At 74.7% G+C, this 910-nt stretch carries 2 protein-coding genes; both read right to left on the reverse strand.

Going from position 1 to position 910, the window contains the following annotated elements; all coding sequences use genetic code 11:
* A partial coding sequence (panC, locus tag ACFPZL_RS13745; protein ID WP_382335951.1) for a pantoate--beta-alanine ligase occupies window positions 1-612 on the reverse strand: 612 nt, incomplete at its 3' end.
* A partial coding sequence (locus ACFPZL_RS13750) for a DUF2520 domain-containing protein (RefSeq protein ID WP_382335953.1) occupies window positions 612-910 on the reverse strand: 299 nt, incomplete at its 5' end. The genes panC and ACFPZL_RS13750, both read right to left, overlap by 1 nt.

The raw sequence follows: 910 nt of genomic DNA on the forward strand, positions 1-910 counted from the left end.
GGCTGCGGCGCGCTGCTCGGGCGAGAGCCGCGCGTTGCGACTCGATCGCGCCAGACCGTCGGCCTCGCGCACGGTCGGGCAGCCGACGATCCGCACGGGCAGTGCCAGGTCCTCGACCATCCGGCGCACCACCAGGAGCTGCTGGAAGTCCTTCTCGCCGAAGTACGCCGCGTCCGGCCGCGCGATCGCGAGCAGCTTGCAGACGACCGTCGCCACCCCGTCGAAGTGCCCGGCCCCGCGCACCGCGCCCTCGAGGACGCCGGTCAGGCGGGGATGCACGCTGACCGTGGTGGCGAAGCCGCTCGGGTACATCTCGTCGGCGGAGGGCGCGAACACGACGTCGACCCCCGCGGCTCGGGCGAGCGCGATGTCCTGCTCCTCGTCCCTGGGGTAGGCCGCGAGATCGCCGCCGTCGTCGAACTGCTTCGGGTTCACGAAGATCGAGAGCACGACCGCCGCGTGCGCCGCGCGGGCGGCGCGGATCAGGGAGAGGTGCCCCTCGTGCAGGGCGCCCATGGTCGGCACCAGGCCGACGCCGTCGGCCTCACCCGATCGGGGGCGCATGGCGGAAAGGTGCTCGTGCAGCTCGGCCGCGGTGCGGGCGATGCGCATCAGCGATCCTCCGTTCCCGACTCCGACGTTCCCGACTCCGACGGAACCGGGCCCCGGCCGGTACGGGCGAGGTCCTCGGTCAGATGCACGAGCTCGTCGAAGAGCGCCACCCGCTCGGGCAGGTGCTCGGCGATCGCGGCGCGCTGACGCGCGACGGTCGCCGTGTCTCCCCGCGCGATCGGGCCGGTGAGCGCGAGCTCCGGGCCGACCTCCGCCCAGTTCCGCTCCGCGGCGGCGACCAGCGGCGCGAGCGCCGCGCGATCGAAGCCGGCGCTCGCGGCGAGGCGCTCGGCGAACC

Origin of the sequence: Leucobacter soli (genome assembly GCF_042659205.1) — a bacterium.
Taxonomy (GTDB): domain Bacteria; phylum Actinomycetota; class Actinomycetes; order Actinomycetales; family Microbacteriaceae; genus Leucobacter; species Leucobacter soli.